The sequence below is a fragment of the Rhodoligotrophos defluvii genome, from assembly GCF_005281615.1.
GTDB lineage: Bacteria > Pseudomonadota > Alphaproteobacteria > Rhizobiales > Im1 > Rhodoligotrophos > Rhodoligotrophos defluvii.
In genome coordinates this window covers 337,250-360,626 of sequence record NZ_SZZM01000002.1, presented here as the reverse complement: position 1 = coordinate 360,626, position 23,377 = coordinate 337,250, and the positions used below count along the sequence as shown (strand labels likewise).

The 23,377-nt window shown below is 62.9% G+C and carries 23 protein-coding genes and 2 pseudogenes; 15 read left to right on the top strand and 10 right to left on the bottom strand.

Annotated features, from left to right (window positions below; translation table 11 throughout):
* Positions 1 to 55 precede the first annotated feature (55 nt).
* A complete protein-coding gene (locus E4P09_RS10830) occupies positions 56 to 1,201 on the top strand; it encodes a Ppx/GppA phosphatase family protein (protein ID WP_239025129.1) in 1,146 nt (381 codons plus the stop codon).
* Positions 1,201 to 1,896, top strand: a complete 696-nt coding sequence (locus E4P09_RS10825) for an RlmE family RNA methyltransferase (protein ID WP_137389617.1) — start codon at positions 1,201 to 1,203, stop codon at positions 1,894 to 1,896. Before E4P09_RS10830 ends, E4P09_RS10825 begins: the two co-directional genes overlap by 1 nt.
* 9 nt (positions 1,897 to 1,905) lie before the next feature.
* Here the strand turns inward: E4P09_RS10825 and E4P09_RS10820 are convergent, their stop codons facing one another.
* A complete protein-coding gene (locus tag E4P09_RS10820; protein WP_137389616.1) occupies positions 1,906 to 3,366 on the bottom strand; it encodes a DHA2 family efflux MFS transporter permease subunit in 1,461 nt (486 codons plus the stop codon).
* A gap of 228 nt (positions 3,367 to 3,594) precedes the next feature.
* On the opposite strand from E4P09_RS10820, the gene guaB reads away from it, so the two are divergent.
* The 4 genes and pseudogenes from guaB to E4P09_RS10800 all read left to right on the top strand — a co-directional run.
* On the top strand, positions 3,595 to 5,097 hold the full coding sequence (guaB, locus tag E4P09_RS10815; protein WP_137389615.1) for an IMP dehydrogenase: 1,503 nt from the start codon (positions 3,595 to 3,597) through the stop codon (positions 5,095 to 5,097).
* A 31-nt stretch (positions 5,098 to 5,128) separates the two neighbouring features.
* Entirely contained in the window at positions 5,129 to 6,421 is a 1,293-nt protein-coding gene (locus E4P09_RS10810) for an RsmB/NOP family class I SAM-dependent RNA methyltransferase (RefSeq protein ID WP_137389614.1), read from the top strand.
* Positions 6,393 to 8,054: a glutamine-hydrolyzing GMP synthase gene (gene guaA, locus E4P09_RS10805; RefSeq protein WP_170984362.1), complete on the top strand. Its 1,662-nt coding sequence runs from the start codon at positions 6,393 to 6,395 to the stop codon at positions 8,052 to 8,054. The genes E4P09_RS10810 and guaA overlap by 29 nt, the downstream gene beginning before the upstream one ends.
* 24 nt (positions 8,055 to 8,078) lie before the next feature.
* A pseudogene (locus tag E4P09_RS10800) lies at positions 8,079 to 8,835 on the top strand (tyrosine-type recombinase/integrase); the annotation flags it as partial.
* Here E4P09_RS10800 and E4P09_RS10795 read toward each other — a convergent pair.
* Together E4P09_RS10795 and gcvA are read right to left on the bottom strand one after the other, a co-directional pair.
* Positions 8,801 to 9,083: pseudogene (locus tag E4P09_RS10795) on the bottom strand (helix-turn-helix transcriptional regulator). The pseudogenes E4P09_RS10800 and E4P09_RS10795 overlap by 35 nt on opposite strands.
* 405 nt (positions 9,084 to 9,488) lie before the next feature.
* Positions 9,489 to 10,376 carry a transcriptional regulator GcvA gene (gene gcvA / locus E4P09_RS10790; RefSeq protein ID WP_137389612.1) on the bottom strand — a complete coding sequence of 296 codons (888 nt, stop codon included), beginning with the start codon at positions 10,374 to 10,376 and terminating at the stop codon, positions 9,489 to 9,491.
* A 213-nt stretch (positions 10,377 to 10,589) separates the two neighbouring features.
* On the opposite strand from gcvA, the gene E4P09_RS10785 reads away from it, so the two are divergent.
* Together E4P09_RS10785 and E4P09_RS25905 are read left to right on the top strand one after the other, a co-directional pair.
* Positions 10,590 to 11,042, top strand: a complete 453-nt coding sequence (locus E4P09_RS10785; protein ID WP_137389611.1) for a VOC family protein — start codon at positions 10,590 to 10,592, stop codon at positions 11,040 to 11,042.
* A gap of 144 nt (positions 11,043 to 11,186) precedes the next feature.
* Entirely contained in the window at positions 11,187 to 11,360 is a 174-nt protein-coding gene (locus tag E4P09_RS25905) for a hypothetical protein (RefSeq protein ID WP_170984361.1), read from the top strand.
* A gap of 7 nt (positions 11,361 to 11,367) precedes the next feature.
* On the opposite strand, the gene E4P09_RS10780 is transcribed toward E4P09_RS25905, so the two are convergent.
* On the bottom strand, positions 11,368 to 11,979 hold the full coding sequence (locus E4P09_RS10780) for a PadR family transcriptional regulator (RefSeq protein WP_170984360.1): 612 nt from the start codon (positions 11,977 to 11,979) through the stop codon (positions 11,368 to 11,370).
* 97 nt (positions 11,980 to 12,076) lie between these two features.
* On the opposite strand from E4P09_RS10780, the gene E4P09_RS10775 reads away from it, so the two are divergent.
* The gene (locus E4P09_RS10775; RefSeq protein WP_137389609.1) at positions 12,077 to 12,487 is read left to right on the top strand and encodes a DUF6194 family protein; all 411 of its coding nucleotides are present in this window, start codon (positions 12,077 to 12,079) and stop codon (positions 12,485 to 12,487) included.
* A gap of 144 nt (positions 12,488 to 12,631) precedes the next feature.
* On the opposite strand, the gene E4P09_RS10770 is transcribed toward E4P09_RS10775, so the two are convergent.
* From E4P09_RS10770 to E4P09_RS10760, 3 genes are all read right to left on the bottom strand, one after another.
* Positions 12,632 to 14,068, bottom strand: coding sequence for a carotenoid oxygenase family protein (locus tag E4P09_RS10770; protein WP_137389608.1), 1,437 nt, complete (start codon positions 14,066 to 14,068; stop codon positions 12,632 to 12,634).
* A gap of 407 nt (positions 14,069 to 14,475) precedes the next feature.
* Positions 14,476 to 14,931, bottom strand: a complete 456-nt coding sequence (locus tag E4P09_RS10765; RefSeq protein WP_137389607.1) for a VOC family protein — start codon at positions 14,929 to 14,931, stop codon at positions 14,476 to 14,478.
* A 49-nt stretch (positions 14,932 to 14,980) separates the two neighbouring features.
* A complete protein-coding gene (locus E4P09_RS10760; RefSeq protein WP_170984359.1) occupies positions 14,981 to 15,760 on the bottom strand; it encodes a LytTR family DNA-binding domain-containing protein in 780 nt (259 codons plus the stop codon).
* Between the two features lie 366 nt (positions 15,761 to 16,126).
* Between E4P09_RS10760 and E4P09_RS10755 the strand changes: the two genes are divergently transcribed.
* Genes E4P09_RS10755 through E4P09_RS10745 form a run of 3 tightly spaced genes read left to right on the top strand, consistent with a single transcriptional unit; the run spans position 16,127 to position 18,490 of the window.
* Complete coding sequence (locus E4P09_RS10755) at positions 16,127 to 17,050, top strand: LysR family transcriptional regulator (protein ID WP_137389605.1); 924 nt, start codon at positions 16,127 to 16,129, stop codon at positions 17,048 to 17,050.
* Positions 17,051 to 17,085: 35 nt separating this feature from the next.
* A complete protein-coding gene (locus tag E4P09_RS10750; RefSeq protein ID WP_137389604.1) occupies positions 17,086 to 17,667 on the top strand; it encodes an antibiotic biosynthesis monooxygenase in 582 nt (193 codons plus the stop codon).
* Positions 17,668 to 17,689: 22 nt separating this feature from the next.
* The gene (locus E4P09_RS10745; RefSeq protein ID WP_137390268.1) at positions 17,690 to 18,490 is read left to right on the top strand and encodes an endonuclease/exonuclease/phosphatase family protein; all 801 of its coding nucleotides are present in this window, start codon (positions 17,690 to 17,692) and stop codon (positions 18,488 to 18,490) included.
* A gap of 153 nt (positions 18,491 to 18,643) precedes the next feature.
* On the opposite strand, the gene E4P09_RS10740 is transcribed toward E4P09_RS10745, so the two are convergent.
* A complete protein-coding gene (locus E4P09_RS10740; protein ID WP_428977704.1) occupies positions 18,644 to 18,781 on the bottom strand; it encodes a DUF2274 domain-containing protein in 138 nt (45 codons plus the stop codon).
* Positions 18,782 to 18,948: 167 nt separating this feature from the next.
* Between E4P09_RS10740 and E4P09_RS10735 the strand changes: the two genes are divergently transcribed.
* The 3 genes from E4P09_RS10735 to E4P09_RS10725 are packed head-to-tail and all read left to right on the top strand — an operon-like array spanning position 18,949 to position 21,299.
* Positions 18,949 to 19,224, top strand: a complete 276-nt coding sequence (locus E4P09_RS10735) for a metal-sensing transcriptional repressor (RefSeq protein ID WP_137389603.1) — start codon at positions 18,949 to 18,951, stop codon at positions 19,222 to 19,224.
* 8 nt (positions 19,225 to 19,232) lie between these two features.
* Positions 19,233 to 20,552 carry an MFS transporter gene (locus tag E4P09_RS10730; protein WP_137389602.1) on the top strand — a complete coding sequence of 440 codons (1,320 nt, stop codon included), beginning with the start codon at positions 19,233 to 19,235 and terminating at the stop codon, positions 20,550 to 20,552.
* A 27-nt stretch (positions 20,553 to 20,579) separates the two neighbouring features.
* Positions 20,580 to 21,299: a nickel/cobalt transporter gene (locus tag E4P09_RS10725; protein ID WP_137390266.1), complete on the top strand. Its 720-nt coding sequence runs from the start codon at positions 20,580 to 20,582 to the stop codon at positions 21,297 to 21,299.
* Here E4P09_RS10725 and E4P09_RS26875 read toward each other — a convergent pair.
* Positions 21,195 to 21,560, bottom strand: coding sequence for a DUF2274 domain-containing protein (locus E4P09_RS26875; protein WP_137389601.1), 366 nt, complete (start codon positions 21,558 to 21,560; stop codon positions 21,195 to 21,197). The two genes, E4P09_RS10725 and E4P09_RS26875, sit on opposite strands and share 105 nt — an antisense overlap.
* Positions 21,561 to 21,873: 313 nt before the next feature.
* Complete coding sequence (locus tag E4P09_RS10715; RefSeq protein ID WP_239025127.1) at positions 21,874 to 23,205, bottom strand: CaiB/BaiF CoA transferase family protein; 1,332 nt, start codon at positions 23,203 to 23,205, stop codon at positions 21,874 to 21,876.
* Positions 23,206 to 23,377: the final 172 nt, after the last annotated feature.

The following is a 23,377-nucleotide window of genomic DNA, read 5'->3' as shown; positions in this document are numbered from 1 at the left end:
GAGGTCGAGGCGCCGCTCCCGTGGTGTTCACAGCGTCAATACCAGCCCGAACGGCTTGGGCTCAGCCCAGCAGAACATCGCGCTGGAGACCAGTGGGGAGACAGGGCAGGGACTCGTGGTGCGGCCGCGGCAGGCCGGCCAGCTCGTCTTCAAGGCACCCGGTGTTGCGGCCTGCGCCGCGGGGCAGCGCAATGGCAGGGTTCCCGTCTATGGGGCGCTTGACCTTGGCACCAATAACTGCCGGCTGCTGATTGCGAGGCCGGCGGCGAGCGGGTTCAAGGTAATCGACGCCTTTTCACGTATTGTCCGGCTTGGTGAAGGCGTTACGGGCAGCGGCCGTCTGAGCGACCAGGCCATGAGCCGCACGATCGAGGCGCTTCGCGTCTGCGCCAGCAAGCTCGCCTGGCAGAAGGTGACGCGGTGCCGCCTGATCGCCACCGAGGCCTGCCGCACGGCGGTGAACGGCGCGAGCTTCATCGAGCGCGTGGCGCGCGAGACGGGGTTGCGGCTCGAAATCATAGATCGCAGTCTGGAGGCGGAGCTGGCGGTGGCGGGCTCCGCCGCGCTGTTGGCTCCCGACGCGAGGACGGCTCTGGTCTTTGATATCGGCGGCGGTTCCACCGAGCTGATGTGGCTGGAGCTCGACCACGGCCGCTACCGCATCGCCAACTGGACCTCGCTACCGTTTGGCGTGGTGACCTTGGCGGAAACCTTCGGGGGCATCGACGTGACCCCGGCGCAGTTCGACGCGATGCTCGATTTCGTGGCTCAGCCCCTGCACCGCTTCGCCGAAGCCTGTGGTGCCGGTGCAGGCACACCGCCCGACCACCTGCTGGGCACCTCGGGCACGGTAACCACCATTGCCGGGGTTCACCTGGCTCTCATGCGCTACGACCGCAGCAAGGTCGACGGATGCTGGCTGCACCGGGACGACGTACGCCGGGTGACGCGGCAGCTGCTCGCCATGTCCTATAGCGAGCGGGCGGCGAGCCCCTGCATCGGCCGTGACCGCGCCGACCTCGTGCTGGCGGGCTGCGCGATCCTCGAGGGCATCCAGGCGCTGTGGCCCAGCGAGCTGATCCGGGTCGCCGACCGAGGGCTGCGGGAAGGCATTTTGACCACGCTCATGGTGGAAGACGGCACCTTCGGCTGCGAGCCGGGGCTTGTACCCGGCGCCCTCGCCGAGGCGAGCGCGGTGTGATGCCGAAGTCGCAAGGCGGCGCCAGGGGGCAGCGGCAACTGTCGGTCCGGGTGAAGACGGCCAAGAAGCGTTCGGTCTCCTCCAAGCTTTGGCTCGAACGGCAGCTGAACGACCCTTATGTGGCGGAGGCCAAGCGGCAGGGCTATCGTTCGCGTGCAGCCTTCAAGCTGATCGAGATCGATGACAAGTACTGGTTGCTGAAGCCCGGCATGCGGGTGGTCGATCTCGGAGCGGCGCCGGGCGGCTGGTCTCAAGTGGCGGCAAACAAGGTCGAGGCGGCCGAGGGGAGCGGCCGCGTGGTCGCCGTCGATATCAATGCCTTCGAGCCGCTTCCCGGAGTCGCGTCGGTCATCATGGATTTCCTCGACCGTAACGCCCCGGCCGCGATCATCGACGCGCTGGGCGGGGAAGCCGATCTCGTGATGTCCGACATGGCCGCCCCGGCGACCGGGCACGCGAAGACCGACCATTTGAAGATCATGGCCCTGTGCGAAGCCGCTCTGGACTTTGCGTTCGAGGTGCTCAAGCCTGGTGGAGCGTTTCTGGCCAAGGTCTTCCAAGGGGGCACGGAGCACGAGCTGCTGGCGCAGATGAAGCGCTCCTTCAAGGCGGTGCGCCATGTGAAGCCGAAGGCGAGCCGTCCGGAATCGGCCGAGCTCTATGTGCTGGCGACCGGCTTCCGGGGGCGTGGCTAAGAGGCACCGTCACTCGTGCAAAGTGCCCTTCCGCGGCGAGACAGGCGGTGGCGCAGTGCCCCCCATGGCGCCGGCATGTCCCGCGGCCTCCACAACGCGCCCTGAGATTTCCGCCCCGGCATCCTGGTGCAGCCGCATGAATGTCAGGGCAGACAGGGCGGAGATCATGCCCACTGCCACAAAGGCCGGGATGAACTCCTCGGTGGTGACGGGCCCGCCTGTGTAGAGGACCGCAAGCTGGAGCAAGGCGGCGCCCAGGGCGATGCCAAGGCTCAAGGACAGCTGCTGTGCCATGCTGATGAACCCGGTGGCATTGGAGAGCGCCCGCTGGGGCAGGTCGGCGAAGGCGATGGTGTTCAGCGCCGTGAATTGGAGGGAGCGGAACACGCCGCCGACCAGCAGCACGGCCACCATGACCCAATAGGGGGTGGATGGCGTGAACAGGGCGCAGGCCGCCATGCTGATTCCGCACGCCCAAGCGTTCCAGATCAGCACGTTGCGGAAGCCCCACTCGCTGAGCACCCGGCCGACCCCGGCCTTCATCACCAGCGCGCCCGCCGCGGCCGCGAAGGTGACCGCGCCCGATTCGAGTGCGCTCTTGCCGAAGCCGACCTGCATGAGCAGCGGCAGCAGGAAGGGTAGGGCGCCGACCCCGATGCGGAACAGGCTGCCGCCGAGAATGCTGGCGCGGAAGGTTGAATAGCGGAGGAGGCGCAGGTTGATGATGGGATTTTCCCGGTGCAGGGCGTGATAGATGTAGGCGCCGAGCATGATCGCGCCAATGGCGGCCGACGCCAAGGAGAGATGGAGCGGCATGGCGCCGTCCCCGATGTTCTCGAGCCCGAAGACGAGGCCGGCAACCGCGATGCCTGACAAAAGGAAGCCACCGATGTCGAGCGGGGGCACGCTCTGCTCGCGCATCTCTGGAATGAAGGTCAGGGCCATCGTGATGGCGATCAGTCCGAAGGGCACATTGATCCAGAAAATCCAGTGCCAACTCGCGTAGGTGACAAGAAAGCCGCCGACCAGCGGCCCGACCACCGGGCCCACCAGCGCCGGCATGGTGACCCAGGCCATGGCGCCTACCAGCTCGGCCTTGGGTACATTCTTCACCAGCACCAAACGGGCCACCGGCACCATCATCGCGCCGCCAATGCCCTGCAACACGCGCGCAGCAATCAGCGTACCGACATTGGGCGCCAGGCCGCAGGCGATGGACGAGAAGGTGAACAGGCAGACCGCATAGCAGAAGACGCGGCGGGCGCCGAAGCGGTCCGCCATCCAACCGGAGATCGGCATGAACACGGCGAGGCTCAACAGATAGGCCGTCATGGCCAGGTGCAGGTTGAGCGGGTGCACGCCGAAGGAATTGCCTATGGCCGGCAGCGCCGTCCCGAGGACGGTCGAATCCAGGTTCTGCATGAAAAGCGCACAGGCGACGATTAAGGCGATAAGGCGTTGGCGAGGCATTGACTAAAATTCCTGAATTGAAAATGTCGCTGCTGACAATCGCCGTCAACGCGCTGCGGTGTACGGCAGCTATGCGCTCAGCGCGGGGATCACTATGCGCGCGAAACCCTTTCCAAACCGCCTAGGCGGTGTTAAAGACGCTCGCCATCCTTGTGAACCGGCGCGGTGCAAAACATATTCCCGCCGTAAACGTCGAGCTGCTCGGTGGCTCGCATGGAGGTTGGCATCATGGCGGTCCCGTCCGCGGCGGCATCTTTCCCGTTGTTCCTGACATTCGACGACGTGCTGCTCAAGCCAGCCGCATCATCGGTGCTGCCGGCCGAAGTCGACACGGCGACCTATCTCACCCGCGAGATCAAGCTGAACATCCCCATCATCTCGGCCGCCATGGACACGGTGACCGAGGCGCCGCTCGCCATTGCCATGGCGCAGGCCGGCGGCATCGGCGTGCTTCACCGCAACATGGAGCCGGAGATGCAGGCGGAACACGTGCGGCGTGTGAAGAAGTTCGAATCGGGCATGGTGGTGAACCCGGTGACCATCGCGCCCGAGGCGACGCTCGCCGAAGCGCTCGAGCTGATGGCGCGGCACGGCATTTCCGGCATTCCCGTCACGCAGCGCGACGGCGCCGGGCCGAACGGCGCGGGCAAGCTGGTTGGCATTCTGACCAATCGCGACGTACGGTTCGCGACCGATCTGAGGCAGCGGGTCTCGGAGCTGATGACCCGCGACAATCTGGTCACGGTGCGGGAAAGCGTCGACCGCGAGGAGGCAAAGCGCCTGCTGCACAAGCACCGGATCGAGAAGCTGCTGGTGGTTGACGATGATTTCCGCTGCGTGGGCCTGATCACGGTGAAGGATATCGAGAAGGCTGCCAAACATCCCAATGCCTGCAAGGATGACCAGGGGCGCCTGCGGGTTGCCGCCGCCACCGGCACGGGCGACAAGGGCTTCGAGCGCGCCGAGCACCTGATCGACGCGGGGGTCGACCTGGTGGTGGTCGATACGGCCCATGGTCATTCCCAGCACGTGATCGACCAGGTGCGGCGGATCAAGCGGCTGAGCAACAAGGTCCAGGTGATCGCAGGCAATGTCGCGACCGCCGAGGCGACCCGCGCGCTGATCGATGCCGGCGCAGACGCGATCAAGGTGGGCATCGGTCCAGGTTCGATCTGCACGACGCGCATCGTGGCGGGGGTGGGCGTGCCGCAGCTTTCGGCCATTCTCGACAGCACCGCCGAAGCGGCCAAGGCGGACGTGCCGGTGATTGCGGATGGCGGCATCAAGTATTCCGGCGACCTTGCCAAGGCGCTGGCCGCCGGCGCCAACGTGGCGATGGTCGGCTCGCTTCTGGCCGGTACGGACGAGAGCCCGGGCGAGGTGTTTCTTTATCAGGGCCGGTCCTACAAGGCGTATCGCGGGATGGGATCGCTCGGCGCCATGGCCCGGGGCTCGGCCGACCGCTATTTCCAGCAGGACGTCAAGGACCAGCTGAAGCTGGTGCCGGAGGGGATCGAGGGGCAGGTTCCCTACAAGGGGCCGCTGGCCAGCGTGCTGCATCAGCTGATCGGCGGGCTGCGTGCCGCCATGGGCTATACGGGTGCCGCTTCGCTGGCCGAGTTCCGCCAGAAGGCGGAGTTCGTGCGCATCACCTCGGCCGGCGCGCGCGAGAGCCATGTGCATGACGTGGTGATCACCCGGGAATCGCCGAACTATCCGACGCAGCTGTGAGGGTGCGGATTGAACCTGCGGGGGTGGTGCGATGACGCCCGGGGCACGCATCCAGGCGGCCATCGAGGTGATCGCGGAGATCGAGGATCGTCACCGCCCGGCGGCGGAGGCGCTGAAGGACTGGGGCCGGATGCACCGCTTTGCGGGGGCGGGCGACCGGGCTGCCATCGGCAATTTGGTGTTTGACGTGCTGCGGCGGCGCAATTCGCTCGCCGCACGGATGGAGGATGGCAGGCCGCGCACGCTCGTGCTCGCGGCGGCCGCCGACTTGCTTGGTCTGGATGCGAATGGCCTGGCCGGCTCGGTGGACGTGCCGCATGGGCCCGGGCCGCTCGGCGAGGCAGAGAAGGCGGGGCTTGCCCGGAAGCTCGACGGGACGGCCGCACCCTGGATTGCGGGCGATTATCCGGAATGGCTGCACCCCGCGTTCACTCGGGTATTCGGCGATCGGGCCGCGGAAGAGGGGGCGGCATTGGCGGTAAGGGCGCCAATCGATCTGCGGGTGAACGCGCTGCGCAGCTCGCGGGAGAAGGTGGCCCGGGCGCTCGCCCGGTTCTCGCCGCAAGAGACACCGCTGTCGCCCGTGGGCCTGCGCATCGCGCCGCCTCAGGGCTTGGGGCGTTCGCCCAATGTGGAGAGTGATCCCGCCCATGAGCGGGGGCTGTTCGAGGTGCAGGACGAGGGCTCGCAGCTCGCCGCTTTGCTTGCCGATACCCGGCCGGGCATGCAGGTGGCCGATATCTGCGCCGGCGCTGGTGGCAAGACGCTGGCGCTCGCGGCCGCCATGGGCAACAAGGGGCAGATCTACGCCCATGATGCGGATGCGACCCGACTCAAGCCGATCTTTGCCCGGCTCACTCGTGCGGCGGCGCGCAACGTGCAGGTGATCGGGGCGCACGAGCCGGAGCGGCTGGATGCCCATGCCGGCAAGCTCGACCGGGTTGTGGTCGATGCGCCGTGCACCGGCACGGGTGCGTGGCGGCGGCATCCGGATGCGAAATGGCGCCTGAAGCCGCAGGCTTTGGAGCGGCGCCTGGAGGAGCAACGACTGGTGTTGGACCGCGCGTCGACGCTGGTCAAGCCCGGTGGGCGGCTGGTGTACATCACCTGCTCGGTGCTGGCGGAAGAGAATGGCGATCAGATCGCCGGCTTCCTGGCGCGCCATCCAGGCTTCCAGGCTTTGCCATGGGCCGAGGTTTGGCGCGCCTCCCTCGGCGTTGATGTGCCGGCTTCGGCTGGGGCCGATAGCCACGGCCTGCTGCTCACGCCGGCTCGGCACGGCACGGATGGATTCTATGTCTGCATCATGGAGCGGGGGGAATGATGCCCGGCCGCACGGCGCATTGTCATTCGCGCCGAGGTCGCGTAAGTCCTCGCATCGACCACAGCTGGCTGAGGTTACCGTTGCAATGTCCGACACCGTACTGATCATCGATTTCGGCAGCCAGGTCACCCAATTGATTGCCCGCCGTGTGCGCGAGGCGGGGGTCTATTCCGAAATCGTGCCGTTCCAGTCGGCGGAGGTGGCGTTCGCCCGGATCAAGCCGCGCGCGGTGATCCTGTCCGGCAGCCCGGCCAGCGCGCTTGACATGGGCTCGCCGCGGGCGCCGCAAGCGATCTTCGAAGCGGGCCTGCCGGTGCTCGGCATCTGCTATGGCGAGCAGACGATCTGTGCCCAGCTCGGCGGCAAGGTGGAAGGTGGTCATCACCGCGAGTTCGGCCGGGCATTTCTGGACATTACGGACGAGTGCTTGTTGTTCGATGGCGTATGGCGGCAAGGCGAACGCCATCAGGTGTGGATGAGCCATGGCGACCGGGTGACCGCCATTCCCGATGGCTTTCGGGTGGTGGGCGTGTCGGACGGCGCGCCATTTGCCGCCATTGCCGACGACGTACGGCGGATTTATGCGGTTCAGTTCCACCCGGAGGTGGTGCATACGCCGGACGGCGCCAAGCTCATCGCCAATTTCGTGCACAAGGTCGCGGGCATCAAGGGCGACTGGTCGATGGCGGCGTTTCGCGAGGCTGCCGTCGAGCGCATCCGGCGCGAGGTGGGCAGCGGGCGGGTGCTGTGCGCGCTGTCGGGCGGGGTCGACAGCTCGGTTGCGGCCATTCTGATCCATGAGGCCATCGGCGAGCAGCTGACTTGCGTCTTCGTGGACCACGGGCTCATGCGGCTGAACGAGGCGCAGGAGGTGGTCTCGATGTTCCGTGACCACTACAATATCCCGCTGCTCCATGTGGATGCATCGGACAAATTCCTTGCGGCGCTCGATGGGGTGGCGGATCCCGAGGCGAAGCGCAAGACCATCGGCCGGCTGTTCATCGAGGTGTTCGAGGAGGAGGCTCGGAAGCTGGGCGGGGCTGATTTCCTGGCGCAGGGCACGCTTTACCCGGATGTGATCGAGAGCGTGTCCTTTCATGGTGGACCATCGCAGACCATCAAGTCGCATCACAATGTGGGCGGCCTGCCCGAGCGCATGGACATGAAGCTGGTGGAGCCCTTGCGCGAGCTGTTCAAGGACGAGGTGCGGGCGCTTGGCCGCGAGCTCGGCCTGCCCGAGCGCTTCGTCGGCCGGCATCCCTTCCCGGGGCCGGGGCTGGCCATCCGCTGCCCGGGCGGGGTCACCCGGGAGAAACTGGACATCTTGCGGCAAGCGGATGCCATCTATCTCGACGAGATCCGCAAGGCGGGGCTTTACGATGCGATTTGGCAGGCCTTTGCGGTGCTTCTCCCCGTGCAGACGGTGGGCGTGATGGGCGATGGCCGCACCTATGAGAGCGTGCTGGCGCTCAGGGCAGTCACCTCCAGCGACGGGATGACCGCGGATTTCTACCATTTCGACATGGAGTTCCTCGGCCGCACCGCGACACGCATCATCAACGAGGTGCGGGGCGTCAACCGCGTGGTCTACGACGTCACCAGCAAACCTCCGGGGACGATCGAGTGGGAATGATTTTTGCCCCGCCGAACGCCGCCGATTTTAAAGCAGATCTATGGCTTCGCGATCCTGCATCGAGAGAAGGTGCCCAACCCGGCGGATGAGGTCGGACCCGCCGCGATTGCGACATTCGCGCCAAGGGACCGGGCGCTCTCCCCGACCGAAATCCGGATCATGCTGAAGCAGCTTGAGCATGTACCGACGTTGCCGACCATTCGGCTGGGTATGAAATTGTTCCTGCTGACAATGGTGCGAAAGAGCGAACTCCAGCATGCGGTCTGGGACGAGGTGGATTTCGAAAATGCTGTGTGGACGATACCGAAGGAGAGGATGAAGCGGTCGAAGCCGCACAATGTCTATCTCTCGCGGCAGGCCTTCATCATGATCGCGCTGAAGACCTGCGCTGGAAACTCGCGATACCTGCTGCCGTCCAGGTATGATGACGACGCGCCGATGTCGCGCGCAACGTTCAACCGGGTGACCTATGCGGTCGTCGAGCAGGCTCAAAGGGAGGGGCTTCCGCTGGACCCCGTTTACCGTTCATGACCTGCGCCGCACGGGTTCCACGCTTTTGAACGAGTTGGGCTTCAACAGCGATTGGATCGAGAAATGCCTGGTCCACGAGGATGGCCGATCGTCGCGCGGCATCTATAACAAGGCTGAGTACGAGGTTCAGCGGCGCCACATGATGCAGGAATGGTCGGATATCGTGGACGCTTGGATGGAAGGGCGTAAGCACACGCCAGTGCTCTTGCCGCCAGCTATGCCTCTAGTCGAGTTGGATCCTGCCCTTTGACTGGCCTCGTCTTTCGCTTTGTGACCTCCGGGTGCTGAGCGCGACGGATCGGCGCTGTCCGCCGTGCAAGCAGCCATTCTTCGACTTCAGCTAAGTCCCAGACGATGCATCTTGGAAAGCGCAAGGCGTCGCGGGAATTCACCGTGCTGCTCCATCTCATAGATCGTACTGTCAGCGAGCGGCACCATCTCCCGCAACTGGTGCCGTCTGATGGTCTTCCGGATAGTCATTTGCTCCGTCTGCCTCATCCTCAATCTCCTTCACTGCTGCGGGGCGATTGAGAATGATAGCTGCCGATAGGGGAAGCTCTTTTGGATAGGAGCGCGGCGATTTTCGGGCTGTGGCGTACACATCGGCGGGTTGCGCCCGTGGGTGCAACATAGGAGTGAGGTGCGTCATCGTGGGCGTGGCTGCGATGACGATCCCTGCTCGCAGGCACGCCACAGTGAGTTGACGGGCGACGAGGGCGAGGCCAATCCGGGTCTTGTAACTGATAATTCCCGCGCGGCCTAACGCTTGCCAAGGGCAATTCTCGACGGGCTTCCATGTCTTCCCCGATTTGAAATCTCGTGGGGTCCACGCCCGCTACTTGGTTTGATTGGTGCAGAGGCGAACCAGGCGATTGCGACCTGCAAAGCAAAGGCCCGCTTGCGTTACCCAACCGCCATTTCGAGAAACAGCCAATCGCGGAATGCCTTGACCTTCCTCTGCCGGAGCGCGCCATCCGGATAGACGACATAGTATTTCCATCTCGACTTCAGCGACAGATCGAAGGGGCGCACCAGGCGCCCAGCCGCCAGATCGGCAGAGACAAGAGCGCTCCGGCCAAGCAGCACGCCCTCACCCTGCACGGCCGCTTCGACGGCGTAGGCGGCGGCGTCGAATCTCAGTCCGCTGCTGGCATCGATGTCATCCAGGCCCACGTGTTGCAGCCACATGGCCCAGCCGATGCGGAAGTTGTCATGGATGAGCCGGTGGTGCCGGAGGTCGTCGGGCACACGCAGCGGGTGCTCGCCCTGCAGCAGCGCAGGACTGCAGACTGGAGACACCTCCTCTTCAGCAAGGAGCTCCGCCACCACGCCCTCATATTCGCCCGTGCCGTAGCGTATGGCGATGTCGATTCCGTCTCTGATGAAGTCCGCGAACGCGCCTGAGGTGGCGAGGCGCACGTCGATGTCCGGATGGGTGCGATGGAAGCGGTGAAGCCGCGGCACGAGCCACCTGCCGGCAAAGCCGTCCGACGTGCTGACATTGAGGACGCCTGCCGATCTCGGGGCAGTAGCGGCGATGGTCGCAACGCTTATCCGGTCAAGGGCAGCGCCGATTTCCGCGCAATAGGCTGCACCTGCAGGGGTCAGGCTTACCGATCGCGTACCGCGCTCGAAGAGCCGGGTGCCGAGCGTCTCCTCGAGGTTGCGGATGGCGCGGCTGATCGCGCCGTGCGTCACGTTCAGTTCGGCCGCTGCTTTGGTGAAGCTCAGGTGCCTGGCGGCCGCGTCAAACGCCGGCAGTGCAGTCAGGGGAGGAAGGCGGCGGGGCATAGCTTACCTGTGAGTATTAGTCACAAATCATACAATAAAATTCGGTTGTCGTCCAGCGCCCTCTAGCTCACTTTGCAGCAACGGAAGCGCCAGAAGTTCGTATCGGAGGGCGCTGTGAGGATTTGTCACACTTATTGTGGTGCTTTTAGCAAGCAGCAGCCCTGGTCAGGCGGCGTTAGCCGGCGCTCGTCCAGTTACAGAAGGACAAATGACATGAAGATCTATCCGCACCTCTGGTTCGCATCCCAGGCCGAGGAGGCCATGGAATTTTACATGTCCGTGTTCAAGGACTCGAAGGCACTCGGGCGCACGGTGCTGCCCGATCCCGAGGTCTCGGTCGTTCGGTTCGAATTGGCCGGTCTGCCGATCGTTGCCCTAAACACCAACTCGCACGTGAAGTACAACGAGGCGTTCTCATTCCTCATCGAAACCGCTGATCAGGCCGAGACCGATTACTACTGGGATGCGCTGACCGCCGACGGTGGCAAAGAGCAGCCGTGTGGATGGCTGATCGACAAGTTCGGCGTCTATTGGCAGGTCACGCCGACCATCCTGATGCAGATGGAGGCTGACCCCGACCGGGAGAAGGCTGGCCGGGTGCTACAGGCGATGCAGAAGATGAAGAAGATCATCATCGCCGACCTCGAGCGCGCATACCAGGTCTAGCCACCGCTCGCCGCGGCGGAGGGCGGTGTGAGCCGTCGGCCGCGCCGAAGCAAAAAGCACCCCTAGCTCAATCCCGCTTCGAAAGGAGAAACCCATGGCAAAGCTAATGGGCAGGAAGACGGCAGCCACGTTGTCGTCGAGCCTTTGGATCTCGCCGACCGCGCCGCCTTCCTCGACATCGGCAGGCGCCATAAGATTACCGGCATCGTACACCTCGCGGCGACGCAGTTCGACCTGCCCGATCCCATCGAATACCTCCGCGCCGAATCTACGGCTCTGCTCAATGCACTTGAGGCGGCAAGGGATCATAATTCGTGAGAGCTCATCAGCGCTTTTGCCGGCCGCGAGAAGAGCTTTGATTTGCCTTCTGTGATTCCTTTTGCGATCTCGGTTCAGCCGCTGTCGCAGGTCCAGATGACAATGTTTGGACAAGCCGCTCGACCGAGTTCGCGATTGCATCGAGATAGTTGATCCAAAGGTCGAGGAGGTCGCCCGTGTTGGGAACGGCTCCGTCTTTCGGCGCCTCGGCTGCAAGACGGCTAAGAAAGTCGCGGTTCGCACGCAGCTTGTCGCGCAATTCGGAGAGGAGCGCCTGCGAGCGCTCCACGGGCAATTGGCTGAGGAAAGCCACGCCGGCGCTCAAATGTGTCAGCTCGAAGCTGCCCAGTGCATCCTCAAGGAGAGAGAAGAATTCGGTTTCGCCGTTACGGGTCAAGGAAAAGGCCACGCGGTCTGCGCCTCGCGCCCCGGCTTCGCTGCCGACAGCCCGGAGTTTGCCTTCCTTTTGGAGCTGCCCAATGGCGTGGTAGACCGAGCCCGATCTCACAGTCGTCCACGTCTCGACGCGCCAGTCCTCCAGCTGCTGACGCACCGCATAGCCATGCGCGGTGCCCAGGTGCCGAATTGTCCCTAGAACGAGGAGGCGTACCACGCTCACCGAATTCCCCATTTTCTGCGCAGCAAAACCTCTATAGCCAAACTTGGCTAAATGCTATAGGACCATTAGCCAAGTTTGGCTAATGGGGAGTATCCGTATGCCACCGTCACTCGATGCCATCAGGCACGACATCGCTTCCATGGGCTCGGACGTCCACGTCGACGCCACGACGCCCGATCTCTTCTTCTTCCGCGGCGAAGAGCGGCGCATGCCTTTCGCCACCATCGTCACGCGAGACACCGAATTCGACAGCTTCTCGCGGCTCGATATCGATGGGGCATTCCGATTGAACATTGGTCTCAACCGCGATGCCTTTGCGGCGCTGTTTCCCTCTTATGCGTCGCGCAAGGCTCTCGAAGCTGCCGATATCGACTACTCGGCTCGCGACACGCTCCTCCCGCATCCGGTCTACGGACGCATGCACTGGGTGTGCGCGATCAGCCCCGATCGGTGCTATGCCAAATGTCGCGATCTTCTGAGCCAGGCGTATGAGCAGGCCCGGCGATAGCTTCGAGCGCGTTGAAGATGCCGGTGGATCGACGAAGGATGACGACTCCGCGGCGCGACATGGTCGCGTGTCCAACCGCGCGATTAGGAAGAAAGGAGCCCTGGACTGGCCTGGTTTAGACCGCCGTGCAGCGCTTACAGGCGACTAATTTGGCAAGTTGGAAAAGTAGCTGCCGTGGAAGCCGAACGGTATGTGATGTGGGACCCATGCCCGGGCGAGTTCATCTAGCGTTGCGGCGTTCAGCACGAGTAAGAAGGAAGTGCGTGCGTCAACATCGAGGACAACGGACAGGAGCACGCCATCATCTTCCTCCATGCCGAACGGACGCGCAACGAAGACAGCTTCGCCTGGGAAGGCTCCCGGTCGCGCCCACCGCTTTACTGTCGCCGGCTCGGCCGCCGAAAGTTCGATTTTGGTGATGGTGTCGAGAAAGCGTTCCGTCGCGCTTTGCGCAACTCCCCAGACGCAGCGATGTGGCTTGCCTGCACGGCGTGAGTAATCGATGCGCGGCAGCTCAATGCGCGTATCGCAGAGCGGCTCATGCTCGATCTCCACTGCTTCCGCTCTCGTGCTGCGGAGCGGGATCCGAAATCGCGTCAGGGTCGACGTCGCGTTGACAGCTGCGCCCGAGCGCAATCGATCGAGGCGGAGGTCTTCGATGATCTGCGCATCAGGATAGGCGAGCAGATCGATCAGCAGCGCTCCGTTTGCCTCGTATGCATTGACATGATGGAAGCTGAAGCACGGCGCTGCCCTGGCGCGCGCCACGACCGCGCCGCTTGCCTTGTCAATCACCGTGAACTGCGTGCCGAGGCTGGGACGCCACCGATAGTTCGTGATGAAGGGTTTGCCCGAGAACGCGAGCCTGAGCGGGTTCACCCGCAGCGGAAACTCCGTAAGCACGAGATAGCGCTCTGACATGCCGAACGAATGCATGTAGCTCGGCTGGTCGACGGGAAGCTCGGCTAGGATGCGTTGCGTACCGCTCTCGTCGGCGAATACGCGGTAGACGCTCCGGCGCCCAATTTCGATAATGTAGGAGTAGCTACGCTCGCCGTCGTTGTGCGGATGGGCCGTTGAGATCTGACCTTTGATCGACGGGCTGAAGTCGAGTCGACCGCGCGTCTCGAGCGTGAGCGGATCGAAGCAGATCGGCATTGGCGTCTCGGTCATCGCCACGATTTGGTTAGCGAGCTGCATGACGTTGACGTTGGCGTTATCCGTCGGTTTACGGTCGAAGATCGCCATGACGCGGCCGAAGATGGTGCGGCATGGATCGGTCATGAACTCGCCGCGCGAAATGCGGCCCTTCCGTGCAGCCTCGCGGTAGCTTTTCGAGTGGAGGAACCTGTTCGTGTAATGTACAGCGCCGCCGCTGAAGTCGAATGCGTGGAGCATTGCGAGTCCGTCGAACCAGTGGGCATATGCATCGCTCCCGACCTCGAATTTTGCAGGACCGGTCCGAAGCAGGCTCCCGGTGAGCCATGGCGGCAACGCACCTGCGACCTCAAGCGGCAGCCGGTCGACTTCACGTTCGAGTGTGGTGAAGCCCAGAGACCAGGCGCTATTCGTTTCCGGCATCGTCGCCTCCTTCGCTCAAAACGCACGGCCGCCGAGTGTTCGCCGCTTTAGGGGCGTGTCCATATCCGCTCGGCCGCTTTTGCAGGTCTACGCGCAGCGAGATATGCTCGTGCTGATGGACCATCCATCGTGCGAGCGTTCCAAGCAGGTCGTTGCGCGCACCAAATATTTGACCGGGCGCTCCCGCGTCACAGTCCCTCCTGCGTTGATGAGCATAATGGCGGCAACGAGATCGCCGTTCCCCCAGACGTGCTTAGAGCCCCCATGCCGCAGCTCCAGATTATAGGCTTTGGAGAGATTTCACTGACTAGCACGCCGCTTCGGATCGGATAACCTTTCGGCTATGCTCTCCATCGCCGGTAACGATCGGCGTTGTGAGGCCCGCGCTCGATCGTCAAGGGTAACCGTTATCGATTGCTACCGAGTGGTTCTGCCAGTCCGATGAGAAGTCCTTCAGGGCCGCGGATGTAGCAGAGCCGATACGAGTCCTCGTACTGAACCACTTCGCCGACGAGCTGCGCACCGTGCTTGCGGAGTCTGTCGAGCGTTTCGTCGATGTCGCTCACGGTGAACATAGCACGCAGGTAGCCGAGCGCGTTCACCGGGGCGTTCCGGTGATCGGCGACTACGGACGGGGCGAGAAACCGCGAGAGCTCGAGGCGGCTATGGCCGTCGGGAGTGACCATCATGGCGATCTCGACGCGCTGATTACCCAGTCCAGTAATGCGTCCAGCCCATTCTCCTTCAACCATGCCTCGCCCCTCGAGCGTCAGGCCAAGCTCGGTGAAAAAGGAGACGGCGTCATCGAGGGATTCCACCACGATGCCGACATTGTCCATTCGTAGCAATTTGCTTTGGGTCATGATGTTGGTTCTGTCTCTGGTGATCGGATAGCTGGAGGTAGCGCAGCACTCAAGGGCTATCGTTGCCTATCCAGGCCTGCGCACGTAAATGCGCGACTCTGTTGCGCGCCACTGGAACAATAATTCCGTTCTTCAAATGGAGGCATAGGTTGCGACCATTGCGCTCCACAGCGTCGACTGCTCCCGCGGCAACCCAATAGCTGCGATGAACTTGAAGCCCACCAGGCTGGCCGAATTTCCGAATCGCATCGCGGAGCGGCATGAGCTCAAGATGTGAGCCATTGTCTCTGTGCACGCGCACATAGTTGTCCTCCATCTGAAGACACAACACCTCTCCGTTGAACGGCCTGGCTGTGGCGGCGGCGGCCAGTGGTGGCGGGTCTTCGATCGGCACGGCAAACCATGCACGGCGTGCTGTCTCCAGAATGAACCAAAGCACGAGCGTCGTCGTCAGGATCAAAAGTGCATTGGAATACCACTCGTCGGGTCGGACGCCTGCCACGCGGTTCCCCCAGAACCAGGACGACACCGAAAATGCAACGAACGCAATTGGTGCGGCGGTTGCAATGATGGCAACCGACAGGACGAACGGTCTCGGTAGACCCATGCGCAAGCCGAGCCGCAGCTGGAGGGGGATCAGCGAGCCAGCGAGAACTGTCCCAGCGAGCATGATGATGCATTGGTGGACCACGCGGAGAGCCAACGGATTGGGATAGGTACCAAACGGTCCAATGATGCCAAGGAAGACCCCCGCAAGTGCGCCGAAGCTGAGCGCACGCGCCCACCAGCTCACGCTCAGCGTCTCTCCGTTCCAACCCTCGATTTCCATTTGGAGAAGTCTACCGCCGCGCCGGGCTCGATCAAGGCGTAAGCCCCGTTGCCCACTCATCAAACCCGTTCGCCCATTCGCCAATCTCCCGTTGGCATTTTCCGGTGCGGGCGACATTCTGGAAGCGGAGATCTGAACCGCGCATGCCGCCGGGCAACGGATGTGCTTGAGCAGGCGATCGCCGGGTGCTCGATGGCTGACTGCAAAGATCAGGGCGGTTGAGATGCGTTAAGCCCGTGTCCGGCTAGCCGCTCGAAAGAACTCTCCACCGATGTCACGTTTCGAGATCCTCGCTCGTCACCGGCTATGCACGGAGCGCTGACTAGGGACTGACCAGGCGAGTAATGACTATGCGGTGACGCGAAGGTGCAACTTGAACTGAAGCATTTCCGCTATGCCGATGCGGCGGCGCAATTCGGCAGCTTTCGTAAAGCCGCCGACGCTCTTGGGCTCAAGCAGTCAAACTTGAGCCGGCGTATCCGCGACCTCGAGGAGCGCCTTGGCTATCGAGTGTTCGAGCGGACAAACGGAGGGGTGCTGCCAACATCGGCCGGTCGCGGCTTTCTCGAAGGCGCGCGCCGCGTGCTCGATGACGTTCAGACGATTGTTGGCGCCTCGGAAGCTGTGGCACGGGGTGCCGCCGGACAGCTCCGTATCGGCTTCTATACCTCACTTTCAGCTGGCAACCTTCGCAATGTGCTTATCGACTATTCGCGTAGGTTTCCGCAGGTCCGGATCGGCGCGATCGAGGATGAGCGTGCTCGCCTGTGCGCTGGCCTCAGGAAGGGTACGATAGACATCGCAATCGTTACCGGAGAGCCAACGGCAGAAGCTTGCCGGTCAATGGCGCTCTGGAGCGAGCGGATACTGATTGCCCTTCCTGACGCCCATCCGCTCGCGACAAAGGACGTGCTCAGCTGGGCTGACTTGAAGCGCGAGCGTTTCGTCCTGAGCACGCGCGATCCAGGTCCCGAGATCGAGGCTATTCTGATTGCGAAGCTGATCGCGCCGGGAGAGTCGCTCGACATTGATCATCAGGATGTCAACGCGGAGAGCTTGAAGAGCTTGGTCAGCGCTGGCCACGGCGTCACGGTCGTCTGCGAGTCGTGCATGGGGTCGACGCCGCCAGGCACGATCTTTTGCGAGATTCGCGACGGCAACGGTTCAACCCGAGTTGGGTTCTGCGCCTATTGGATGGCGCGCAATGAAAACCCCGCGTTGCGAAATTTCATCGGGGTCCTAGAGGAGCGCTGTCCCCCGTTGGTCACCCGTTCTCTCCAGCCTGAGTAATCAACCGCGGGAAACCACAAGAAGCGGAGAGAACGATGACGCGCGATCGCCCAGACGTTGCCACCCACACTCAAGACGGCGCGACTGTCGTCATCTCTCATCGGGTACGCACCGGACGCGAAGCCGATTACGAGAGGTGGCTCGAGGAGATCATTCCGGCGTGCAAGTCCTACCCGGGCCACCTGGGAATACAGGTGATACGCCCGGTGCCCGGCGCTACGCGAGAGTATACGCACCTCATCCGCTTCGACTCGCGCGATCACCTGCTCGCATGGATGAACTCGCCAGAGCGAGAGCAACTGATTGCGAAGGTGCAGCCGTTGTTAGCTGCCGACGATCGCTACGTTGTGAGGAGTGGCCTAGACTTCTGGTTTACGCCTCAAGGTGCGTCCATCAAGGTTCCAACGCGCTGGAAGCAGTTCCTGATAACGTGGTCCGTTATCTATCCTCTTGTGTTGATCGTACCCGAAATCATCATCTGGGTGTCCGGTCAGCTAGACGTTATAGTCCACAGATACATCGTCTCGCTTCTGGCAACGGCCGCGATTGTCTTTCTCATGATTTACGTGATCATGCCGCGATACACCAAGCTCGTCTCTCAATGGCTATATCGCTAGGCGGCACTATGGAGGATTGAAGGTGCGGATCATGTGTCTCAATGGCTGGGGCGGCACATTGCACGATCGGCTGATACCCTATCTCCGGGCTGAGTCTCCGGACGTCTTGTGCTTGCAGGAAGTGGTTCATACACCGGATGCATCCAGGGACTGGCTGGAATATAGAGATGGCACCCACGTGTTGCCGCAGCGCGCAAATTTTTTTCGCGAGGTTGCCGCAGCGCTGCCGGATCATGTTGCGAGCTTCTGTCCGGCGGCCCAAGGGGTTCTGTGGGACGGCCAAGAGACTATCCCGTCGCAATGGGGACTTGCGACCTTTGTCCGAGCGTCCTTTCCGATCATCGGGCAGGCTCAAGTGTTCGTTCATAAGTCGTTTTCGTCCGATGGCTTTGGGGAGCATCCCCGCTCCCGCAACGCTCATGCGGTCCGCATATGGGATATGGGAAAGGCCAGGACTGTGACGGTTGCGCACATGCACGGGCTGCGGGACCTGAACGGCAAGATGGATACCCCGGAGAGACTCGCGCAAGCACGCAGGTTCGCAGATCTGATCTCCTATGTTGCGGAGCAAGGCGACCAAATCGTCGCGTGCGGAGACTTCAACCTGGAACCCAGCAGCCTAACCTTCGAGGTGCTTGGCGGACTGGGGTTGAAGGATCTTGTGACGGCACGGAACCATGTGGATACCCGCACCTCCCATTACAAAAAGGCGGGGCGTTATGCAGATTACATGCTGGTCAATTCGGCAGTCGACGTGATCAGGTTTGATGTTGTCGTGGAGCCGGAAGTTTCGGACCACCGGCCGCTCGTGCTGGAATTCTGAAGTCTGCAGAACACCATGTCCTAGAGGAGAGAACTCGATTGTTCTCCCCTGCACATGATGCGCCCGGGCAGAGTTTTCGAGAGCGTCGAGTCTCCGTCCCGAGCCCCGTTCCCGCGGAGCCCGACGAGGAGGGATGTTAGGCCAGTTGCGCGCCTATGACCTTTCTAGGCCTACGGCACGCTTTGCCTTGAGGAATCCGCGGTCGGTGGCGATAAAACGTGCCAGCATTGGACCGATCAGCTTCACCGGCCCGGCGGTTTGGCCGGTTTCGCGGGCAAAGCACCTCGGCATTATCCGGACTCCTTCACGTCTTTCACGTTTGGACGGTAGGCACATCAAGCCGCCGGAAGAGCGGAAGTAGGTCGGCAGTTGAGCACTGCCGCCGCCATCGAAGCCTGCGGCGCAGTTCACGGGAGCTGAGCTTGACTCTATCCTCCGGGGGAGGATAGGCCGGAAGCATGACCAACACGATCCATGCCTCCCATCCCGCCATCGTCAAGCGCCTGAGGCGCGCCGAAGGCCATCTGCGCAGCGTCGTTGCCATGATCGAAGCCGGCCGGCCTTGCCTCGAGCTCGCCCAGCAGCTGCACGCGGTCGAGAAGGCTATAGGCCAAGCCAAGAAGACGCTTATCCGAGACCATCTTGATCACTGCCTAGGCGAGGCCGCACAGGCCTTGCCCGCCGGCCAGCAGCGCTCGATCGAGGAGTTCAAGGAGATCACGAAGTACCTTTAGGTCAGCCAGTGCTCGGCATTCTCGCAAACCGCACCTACCGTCATCTGTTCGCCGCGCAGGTAATCGCGCTGATCGGCACCGGGCTCGCCACGGTCGCGCTCGGGCTTCTGGCATTCGAGCTGGCCGGCGGCGAGGCCGGCGTGGTGCTGGGAACGGCGCTGGCGATCAAGATGATCGCCTATGTCGGCGTCGCGCCCGTCGCCGCCGCCTTTGCCGAGCGGCTGCCCCGCCGCGTCATGCTGGTTAGCCTCGACCTCGTGCGCGCGGCGGTGGCGGTGGCTCTCCCCTTCGTCACGGAAGTCTGGCAGGTCTATGTGCTGATTTTCCTGCTGCAGTCGGCATCGGCGGGCTTCACGCCGACCTTCCAGGCAACCATTCCGGACGTCCTGCCCCAGGAGAAGGACTACACGCGGGCGCTCTCCCTGTCGCGATTGGCCTACGATCTGGAAAGCCTTCTCAGCCCGATGCTCGCCGCCGTGCTGCTGACGGTGGTGAGCTTCCATGCGCTTTTTGCCGGCACCGTGATCGGCTTCCTGGCCTCGGCGGCGCTGGTCGTCTCGGTTCTGCTCCCCAGCCCGAGGGCGTCCGCGCCACGGGCCATCTACGATCGAACCACGCGCGGCTCCCGGTTCTACCTCGCCACACCGAGGTTGCGTGGCCTGCTTGCGGTCAATATGGCGGTCGCTGCCGCCGGCGCGATGGCGATCGTCAACACGGTGGTCATCGTGCAAGGCGAGTTCGGCCTGTCGCAGCGAGCGACCGCGCTGGCGCTGGCGGCGTTCGGCGGCGGGTCGATGGTCGCCGCGCTCGCCCTGCCAAGGCTGCTCGAAGCCGTATCCGATCGCGCGGCGATGCTGGCAGGCGTCATCCTCATGATCCTTGGTCTCGTGGCGGGAGCCACCGTCTCGGGTTACCAGGTCCTTCTGCCGCTCTGGTTCGTCCTCGGTCTCGGTTATTCGGCGGCCCAGACTCCCTCGGGCCGGCTGCTGCGGCGCTCATCGCATCCCGAAGACCGGCCCGCCTTGTTCGCCGCACAGTTCGCGCTGTCACATGTCTGCTGGCTCGTCACCTATCCCCTGGCAGGATGGCTCGGCGCCTCGGTCGGGCTCACCGCGACGTTCCTGATTCTCGCGGCGATCGCGGCCGCCGCCCTCGTGGTAGCGGCCCTCGTGTGGCCGGCTTCCGAACCGGAAGTGGTCGAGCACCGGCATCATGGCCTTGCCGAGGACGATCCGCATTGGGCGGAAGGATCGCGGCGAGGTGAGCGTCGCCATGCTCACGCCTTTGTCATCGACGACCTCCATCCGCAATGGCCGAGCGAGCCATGACCGACAATGAGTGACGATTGGGTCTATATGCTACAATGGGTCATTGAGGGCCAACGTGAGATCTATCTGACGTTCGCCGACCGCATAGGCGCGTTTGCCGGCGGCGGCAGCTGGACCGCGCTCGCCGCTTTCCTGCCGATGGGCATCGTGTTCGGCGCCGTCCACGCCATAACCCCCGGACACAGCAAATCGGTGCTTGCCACCTACCTCGCGGGATCGTCCACGGGAATGACCCGCAGTCTGATCGTTTCGCTGGCGCTCTCCTTCACGCATGTGAGCATGGCCGTCCTGATCGCGCTGCTGTCGCTTCCCCTTGTGTCAATCGCGCTCGGAAGCGTCGGCCGGGCACCATTGCTCGAGGATTTAAGCCGCGGCTTCCTCGGCGTCATCGGCCTGTGGATGTTGTGGCGGGCGTCGAGGCGCGAGAACCATGTTCGTGGTGTTGGGGAAGGAGCCGCCGTCGGCTTCATGGCGGGACTGATCCCGTGTCCGCTGACGCTGTTCGTCATGACCTTCGCGATCACGCGCGGCGTGCCCGAAGCCGGCATCGCCTTTACCTTCGCCATGATGGCGGGCGTGGCGGCGACGCTATCCCTTGTCGCGGTGACAGTGGTGTTTTTCCGTCAAGAGGTGACCCGGCTCCTAGAGACGCGCCCCCGCCTCATTGCCGCCTTCACGCGTACGATCGAGGCGGTCGCAGGTTTCATGCTCGTAACGGTTGCCCTGCGTGAGATCCTGATACGGTAGGGGTACGTTCGCTACTAGGACAGCTTCAGGCGGAGCCACCGTCTTCGGCAATGCTCGAAGTCGTACTGCTCGCTGGAGACGCCCCTCGTTGACGAGCACGGCCTGGCCGGCCTTCGCCTTACGGCTGCGCCAACCGCAATCCGAACGGACGAAGGCTTCCAGCATGTGCGGGATCAGCGCCGCGGTGTCCACGGGTTCGTACAGTCGGCTGTGTTCGGCTGCATACTGGTCGAGTTCATCCTTGAGCGGCTCCTGCGGCATGGCCAGGGCGCCAATGCTCGCAAAGGCGGAAGGTGAGTTGCTGCAGTACCGTAGGCAAGACCAAACGGCCGCTGCCCGACTTCCGGGGAAGGGAGCAGCGAGCGATACCCCTTTACCACATTGTCTTCAGCACCAAGCGCGACTGGAAACTAAATTTATATGGCGACTTGGAGGGCCGAGCCATTCGCTCGGACGCGAGCGTCGGGTCCAACTCCTGTGGGGTACACCAACGAATGTCGGTATCGGAGTTGCGCACCCGGACACAAACGATCGCGGCGTGAACCGCGGGGTTGGCGTGCGCGTTGTCACGATTTCAGCCTGCGGATGCTGCGGTCCTGCGGGGTTTGGCCCACAGTTCGGTATTCTTTTCAGCCTGAAGAGCTATGTTTGAGGCGGACAGCGCCTCGATCTGGTCTGCACTGTACCCGAGCTCGGCCAGCAGCTCGTTTGTATGTTCGCCCAGGAGGGGTGGAGGCGCGTCGAGGCCGTGATCCTTGATGTGAGCTGGGAACGGCAGATCGGGTGAGCGGAACCTGTATCCGCTGAAATGGAAGTCGGAACACTTCCCAGGAACCTGTGCCTGTGGGGCGTCGAGCACCCTGTCCAGCGAGAGAACTTCGCTGAAGCCGATGCCGTGGGTCGACAATTTCTGCGCAAGTGCATCGTATTTGTAGCTGTGCACGGCCGTGCGGACCAATTCTTCCACCTGCGGTCGCGCGGCGCGTCTCTGGCGCAGGCTGGCAAGCTCCGGGTCCGGCTGAAGGCTGGTGGCCTGGCAGAAGCGGCGCCAGTGTTCGTCGCTCAGCATGACCAGATAGATCCAGCGGCCATCCTGCGTTTCATAGGCGCCATAGCCGGGAATGCTGAACTCGGCCGACGGCTCCTGCTCCGGACGTCCGAGAAGCTGTGATTTAAGCTGCACGCCCAAGATATCGCGGGCAGCGATGTGCAAGCCCGTTTCGTACAGGCCGAACTCGATGTTACGGCATTTGCCGCCGCCGTTGTCGAGGAGGGCGGACAGGATTGCAATGACCGCGTAACAGCCGGCGAATTGGTCATGATAGGAAGGGCCGAGCCGGGATGGCCGACCGTCGACACGATTGGCGTACATTACTCCGGTCGCCGCTTCAGCAATGGGGTTCGAGGCGACCTCGTCCTGCAGTGGGCCGGGACCGTAGCCCTTGATATGGCAGAAAACGATATCGCGATTGAGGGCCCTGCAGGCCTCGTAAGTGAGGCCCATCTTGCGGGCGGCAGAGGGGGAGAGGTTTTGAACGATGATGTCGGCCCGCTCGACCAGCTTGCGGAATATCTCCTGGCCCGCATCCGTCTGCAGGTCGAGGCAAAGGCTCTTCTTGCCGCGGTTGAAGGCGAGATAGCTGCCGCTCGGGCCGCCCCGGACGAGCTTGCGCGTGGTTTCGCCCGCCGGAGGTTCGATCTTGATGACGTCCGCCCCGAGCTGGTTCAGGATGTGTGTGGCGTAGGGCGCGGCAATCATGCTGCCCAGCTCGATCACCGTCCTGTTGGACAATACGCCGTGGTTCATGGTTTCCTCCATGGCCTTCCCGGCCCGTTTGATGCATTCCTGATGCTGTGCAGCGGAGAGGGCGGTGCGCAACTTTTCCCCAGATGGCGAATAATGCATTATTTTGTCCCATGAACCTCATTATCGCCTAACTGAGCAGCTTTCAAGAGGGCGACTTTGGGGATCATTCCTGGGTGATGAGGCATTGGCGATTCGAGAGTAGATATTTAATGCATTATGCATTGACGGGCTTAAAATACGCACATATCCTCGATTCAAGAACAATGTGACG